Source organism: Kitasatospora sp. NPDC091257, from assembly GCF_044757675.1.
Taxonomy (GTDB): domain Bacteria; phylum Actinomycetota; class Actinomycetes; order Streptomycetales; family Streptomycetaceae; genus Kitasatospora; species Kitasatospora lactacystinica.
This window is the reverse complement of sequence record NZ_JBIVVI010000567.1, coordinates 1-5,673: the sequence shown is the minus strand read 5'-3', so window position 1 is coordinate 5,673 and position 5,673 is coordinate 1. Positions and strand designations below refer to the sequence as shown.

6 protein-coding genes are annotated in these 5,673 nt (G+C 74.9%); 4 read left to right on the top strand and 2 right to left on the bottom strand.

Translation table 11 applies throughout. The annotated features are described in order from the left end of the window. Window positions 1–324 precede the first annotated feature (324 nt). A complete protein-coding gene (locus ACIQOV_RS24470) occupies window positions 325–1,080 on the top strand; it encodes a tyrosine-protein phosphatase (protein ID WP_401051764.1) in 756 nt (251 codons plus the stop codon). 186 nt (window positions 1,081–1,266) lie between these two features. Continuing rightward, window positions 1,267–1,830, top strand: coding sequence for a DUF4291 domain-containing protein (locus tag ACIQOV_RS24465; RefSeq protein WP_401051761.1), 564 nt, complete (start codon window positions 1,267–1,269; stop codon window positions 1,828–1,830). Between the two features lie 9 nt (window positions 1,831–1,839). Here ACIQOV_RS24465 and ACIQOV_RS24460 read toward each other — a convergent pair whose 3' ends face one another. Together ACIQOV_RS24460 and ACIQOV_RS24455 are read right to left on the bottom strand one after the other, a co-directional pair. Further along, window positions 1,840–2,685: an ABC transporter permease gene (locus ACIQOV_RS24460; protein ID WP_401051759.1), complete on the bottom strand. Its 846-nt coding sequence runs from the start codon at window positions 2,683–2,685 to the stop codon at window positions 1,840–1,842. Beyond that, entirely contained in the window at window positions 2,682–3,593 is a 912-nt protein-coding gene (locus ACIQOV_RS24455) for an ABC transporter ATP-binding protein (protein WP_401051757.1), read from the bottom strand. The genes ACIQOV_RS24460 and ACIQOV_RS24455 overlap by 4 nt, the downstream gene beginning before the upstream one ends. Before the next feature lie 134 nt (window positions 3,594–3,727). Between ACIQOV_RS24455 and ACIQOV_RS24450 the strand changes: the two genes are divergently transcribed. Further along, entirely contained in the window at window positions 3,728–5,002 is a 1,275-nt protein-coding gene (locus ACIQOV_RS24450) for a sensor histidine kinase (RefSeq protein WP_401051754.1), read from the top strand. Then, window positions 4,999–5,664: a response regulator gene (locus ACIQOV_RS24445; RefSeq protein ID WP_401051752.1), complete on the top strand. Its 666-nt coding sequence runs from the start codon at window positions 4,999–5,001 to the stop codon at window positions 5,662–5,664. The genes ACIQOV_RS24450 and ACIQOV_RS24445 overlap by 4 nt, the downstream gene beginning before the upstream one ends. Window positions 5,665–5,673: the final 9 nt, after the last annotated feature.

Here is a 5,673-nt window from a genome sequence, read left to right as displayed (position 1 = left end):
GGGTGTTCGGGGAGCTCGGGGGGTTCGTCGCCACGGGCCCGATCCTACGGAGCCCGCCCGCGCCGCCGGGGTCGGTCCGTGCCGCCCGTGCCGCCCGGGCCGCCGGCCGGGCCCGCTGCGGCCGCCCGCGCCCGCTTCCGCCGCCCGGATCGCCGTGGCCGCCCGGGTCGCCGTGGCCCGCCGAGGGGAGTGGGATGGAGGGATGCACCGATCGAGGCTTGCCCGGCGACCCCGGAACGGGTTACACATCTAGACGTCTAGATGTCTCCGCTCCGGATCTTCCCCGTCCCGTCCCGGGTGCGGCTCCACCGAAAGGCCTCCCGCATGTCCCTGGTCAACTTCCGTGACGCCGCCGTCCTCGGCGACCCCGAGGGCCGGCGGGTCCGTCCCGGTGTGCTGTACCGCTCCGCCCAGCCGTTCCCGGCCGCCGACGAGGCCACCGTCGCCCAGCTGCGCGGCTGCGACATCCGCACCATCGTGGACCTGCGGGACCCGCGCGAGACCGACCCCGAGGACTGGGCCGCCGCCGCGGCCGCCGGGATATCCGTCGTCGCCGCCCCGGTGAACCCCGCCACCGACGCCCTCACCGCGCGGATGCGCACCATGGCCACGGCCGCCGACCTGGGCGACTTCTACGTCCTGCTGGCCGAGTCCGCGCCCGAGGCGGTGGCCGCCGCCGTCGACGCCACCGTCCGCCCCGGCGCCGTCCTGCTGCACTGCGCCGCCGGCAAGGACCGCACCGGCCTGCTGACCGCCCTCCTGCTGGACCTCCTCGACGTCCCCGCCGAGCACATCGTCGCCGACTACACCCGCACCGCCGACGCCCTCCCGCAGATCTTCGCCGGCCTCGCCGAACGCCACCGCACCGCCCTCAACGACCGCACCACCTCCCGCGTCACCGACTCCCGGGGCCACAACCTCACGATCCCCGCGCCCCTCCTGGAGGCCCCGGCCGAGGCGATGTCCGTCTTCCTCGACCGCGTCCGCACCCACCACGGCGGCGCGGCCTCCTTCCTCCCCGGCTGCGGCGTCCCGGCCACCACCCTCGGCGCCTTCCGCGCCAAGGCCGCCGCGGCCTGAGGCGGGTGCCAGGGCCTGAGCCGGGCGTCAGGGGGCCACGGTCCGAGGACGCCGCGGCCCCGCCCGGTAATCCCGTTGCGCCGGGCGGGCCCGCGCTGGCAGCGTGCCGGAGGCGAAGAGCGTGCCGGAGGCGGAGGGGACGCCGGGGGCGAAGAGCGTGCCGGGGGGCGAAGGGGGTGCCGCGAGATGACCGCACTGCGCGAGATCCGCGCCGACCACGACGCGCGGACGATCGTGCTCTACCAGGCGTACCCGCCGGCCGTCGCCGACGCGGCGCTGGCGGCGGGCCGGTTCACGGCGCCCTTCGGCTTCCACCGGATGACGTGGATCAAGCCCTCGTTCCGCTGGCTGATGCACCGCAGCAACTGGGCGCAGAAGCCCGGACAGACCAGGGTGCTGGCGGTCCGGATCACCCGGGAGGGCTGGGAGGAGGCGCTCGCCCGCGCCGTGCTGACCACCGCGCACCCGGACGAGGTGGCCCGCGCCGAGGTCCACGTGCAGTGGGACCCGGAGCGGTCGCTGCGCGGGGCGGCGCTGAACCACTACAGCATCCAGGTGGGCATCGGCCGCTCGCTGATCCGCAGCTACGCCGAGGAGTGGGTCGTCGGACTCACCGACCTCACCCCGCAGGTGCGGCGGATCGCCGCGCTGGTCCGCGACGGTCAGCCGGCGAAGGCGCAGCGGCTGCTGCCGCCCGAGCGCCCGTACCGGCTGCCCGCCGCGACCGCGCGGCGCCTCGGCCTGGGGTAGCCCGGGGCCTCACACGTCCCGGCGCCGCACCACGAGCACCGTCGCCACCAGCGCGGCCAGGCCCCACAGCCCCATGGTGATCCACGAGTCGAGCACGCTCGGCGCGTACTTCCCCATCGTGGTCGTGGAGTGCGGGGTGATGGTGAGCCGCTGCACGGTGGCCAGGGGCAGGTGGGTGCCGATCTCCTTCAGCCACCGGTAGCGGTCCCCGCCGAACATCATCGGCAGGATGAACATCAGCATCACCAGCGAGACGATCGAGGCGGTGGCGTGCCGCAGCAGCGCGCCCAGCGCCATCCCGATCAGCGCGCAGACCGGCACGATCGCCGCGTAGCCGAGCACGGCCCGCAGGCAGCCCTCGTCGGTGACGGAGAGCCCGACGTGCCGGGAGGCCAGCATCGCGTTGACGGTGAAGAAGGAGACCGCCGACACCACGAGCCCGGCGAGTGCGGTGATCCCGCCGATCAGCAGCACCTTGGCCGCGATCACGCCCCGGCGGTCCGGCACGGCGGCGAAGGTGGTGCGGATCAGTCCGGTGGTGTACTCGCCGAACACGGTGATCGCCCCGAGGCTGCCGGCCGCGACCGCCATCAGGTCGCTCGCGATGTTGCCGAGGCCGTGGAACAGCGGGTCGTAGGTGTACGGCGGCTGGCCGGGCATCCGCGGCGGCGGGTGGTCGATGTACGTCAGGTCGGTGTGGACGGCGTTCACGTTGACCGCGATCGCCACCAGCGAGGCCAGCGCCAGCACCCAGTAGGTGGAGCGCAGCGAGCGCAGTTTGATCCACTCGGCGGCGAGCAGGTCCAGGAACCGGGGTGCGGGTTCGACGGTGGAACCCAGGGTCGCGGTGGTCATCGGGCCTCTCCAGCCGGGTACTCGACACTGTCGGCGGTCAGGGACATGAACGCCGACTCCAGCGACGACGTCCGGGCGGCCAGTTCGTGCAGCACCACGCCGTGGCGCAGCGCGAGTTCACTGATCCGCGCGGCCGGCATCCCCGTGACGATCCCGAGGTGCGGCTCCGCCAGCCGCACCTCGGCCCCCTCGGCGCGCAGGGCCTCGGCCAGCGCGGAGAGTTCGGGCGTCCGGACGGCCACCGAGGAGACCGCGTCGCGGGCCGAGAACTCGGCGAGGCTCTCGTCCGCGATCAGCCGCCCGCGCCCGATCACCACCAGCCGGTCCGCGGTGTGCTCCATCTCCGCCATCATGTGGCTGGAGACGAACACCGTGCGGCCCTCGTCCGCGAGCCGCCGGAACAGCCCGCGCACCCAGAGCACGCCCTCCGGGTCCAGCCCGTTCAGCGGCTCGTCGAACAGCAGCACCGGCGGGTCGCCGAGCAGCGCCCCGGCGATGCCCAGACGCTGCTTCATGCCCAGCGAGTAGCCGCCGATCCGCCGCCCGGCCGCCTTGCCGAGGCCGACCTCCGCCAGCACCTCGTCCACCCGCCCGAGCGGGATGCGGTTGCTGCGGGCCAGCGCCGACAGGTGGGCCCGGGCGCTGCGCCCGCCGTGCACGTCGCCCGCGTCCAGCAGCGCGCCGACGTGCCGCAGTCCGCGCGGCCGGCCGGCGAAGGGCACGCCGACCACGGTGGCGGTGCCCGCGGTGGGGGTGTTGAGGCCCAGGATCATCCGCAGTGTGGTGGACTTGCCCGCGCCGTTGGGCCCGAGGAAGCCGGTCACGGTGCCCGGCCGGACGGTGAAGGTCAGTTGGTCGACGGCCGTGGTGGCGCCGTACCGCTTGGTCAGTCGCTCGATCTCGATCACGGGGACAACGCTGCCGGTCGGCCCCCGTCCCGGGCATCGGGCCGCGGGCCACAACCGCGGGTCGCCGTACTGGCCCCGGGGATTACGCCCCCGGGCCAATGCGCCGCCGGCCGGGCCGCCGATACCATCGCGCCATGATCACCGAACCTCGTCCGCCGCTGCTCAGGCGCCTGCCCGCGGGCGTGTGGGTGGCGGCGCTGTGGACGGCCCTGGTGGGGTTCCGATTCCTCACCCGCGAGGACGAGCTGCGCCACCTGTTGAACTACCACGGCAACCCCGAGGACATGCCGATGGTGGTCACCGCGGTGGTCACCACCCTGGTCGCGGCGCTGCTGGTCCGGTTGCCGCTGCTCGCCGTCGTGGTGGCGCTCGGGGGCGGGATGTTCGCGCTCGGGATGTGGGGCGTCCCGGAGGCGGCGCCGCTCCAGTTCCTGATCGCCGACGCGGTGGTCGGCTACTGCGCGGCCACCCGCTCCCGCCGGGTCTCGCTCACCGCCCTGGCGCTGCCGCTCGCCACCCTCGCCGGGCTGCTGATCTGGGGCGCCGTCAACGACTACCCCGTCAACCCGCTCGCCTACGGGGGCTTCGCCGCCACCGTGCTGATCGCCTGGCTGATCGGCAACACCGTGCACCAGGGCCGCGTCCACACCGAGGCGCTGCGCGGCCGGGCCTCCGAGCAGGCCATCACCGCCGAACGGCTGAGGATCGCCCGCGAGCTGCACGACATGGTCGCCCACAACATCGGCATCATCGCGATCCAGGCCGGCATGGGCAGCCGGGTCATGGACACCCAGCCCGCCGAGACCCGCAAGGCGCTGGAGGCGATCGAGGCCACCAGCCGGGAGACCCTGGCCGGCCTGCGCCGGATGCTCGGCGCGCTGCGGCAGGGCGAGGGGGAGTCCGCCCCGCTCGAAGTGGCGCCCGGGATGGGCGAGTTGGACCGCCTGGTGGGGAAGGCGGCGGGCGCCGGGGTGCGGGTGGCGCTCACCCGGCACGGTACGGACCGTCCGCTGCCGCCCGAGGTCGACCTCGCCGCCTACCGGATCGTCCAGGAGGCGGTCACCAACGTGGTCAAGCACTCCGGCACCCGGGACTGCCACGTCACCGTCGCGTACGGCCCGCGGGAACTCGCCGTCACGGTGGTCGACCTGGGCGCCGGAGCGGCGGGTGGCGCCCCCGGCACCGGCTACGGGCTGGCCGGCATGCGCGAGCGGGTCGCCCTGCTGCACGGCGAGTTCAGCGCCGGCCCGCGCCCCGAGGGCGGCTTCCTGGTCGCCGCCCGACTGCCGCTCCCCGAGGAGCCCCCCGCCGGGACCCCCGCCGAGCCCGCCGTCGAGCCCGTCGTCGGGACCCCTGCCGAGCCCGCCGTCAGGACCGCCGTCGAGACCCCCGTGGAGGTGGGACCGTGATCCGCGTCGTCCTGGTCGACGACCAGCCGCTCATCCGCACCGGCCTGCGAGTGCTGATCGCCGACGCCCCCGACCTGGAGGTGGTCGGCGAGGCCGGCGACGGCGCCGAGGCCGTCGAGCTGGTCGCCCGGCTGCGCCCCGACGTCGCCGTGATGGACATCCGGATGCCCGGTACGAACGGCATCGAGGCCACCCGCCGGATCACCGCCGACCCGGACCTGCCCACCCACGTCCTCGTCCTCACCACCTTCGACGACGACGACTACGTCTACGGCGCGCTGCGGGCCGGGGCCAGCGGCTTCCTGGTCAAGGACCTCGCCCTGGAGACCATCCTGGACGGCATCCGGGTGGTCGCCGCCGGGGACGCCCTGCTCGCCCCCGGCATCACCCGCCGGCTGATCGGCGAGTTCGCCGCCCGCCCGGACGCGGAGGCCGCCGCGGCCCGGCCCCGCAGGCCGGTCGCCGCGGCCGTCACCGAGCGCGAGCGCGAGGTGCTCGTCCTGGTCGGCCGGGGCCTGTCCAACGCCGAGATCGCCGCGGAGCTCACCATCAGCGTGGCCACCGCCAAGGCGCACGTCGCCCGGCTGTTCACCAAACTCGACGCCCGTGACCGGGTCCACCTGGTCATCCAGGCCTACGAGTTCGGGCTGGTAGCCCCGTAGCCCCGTGAC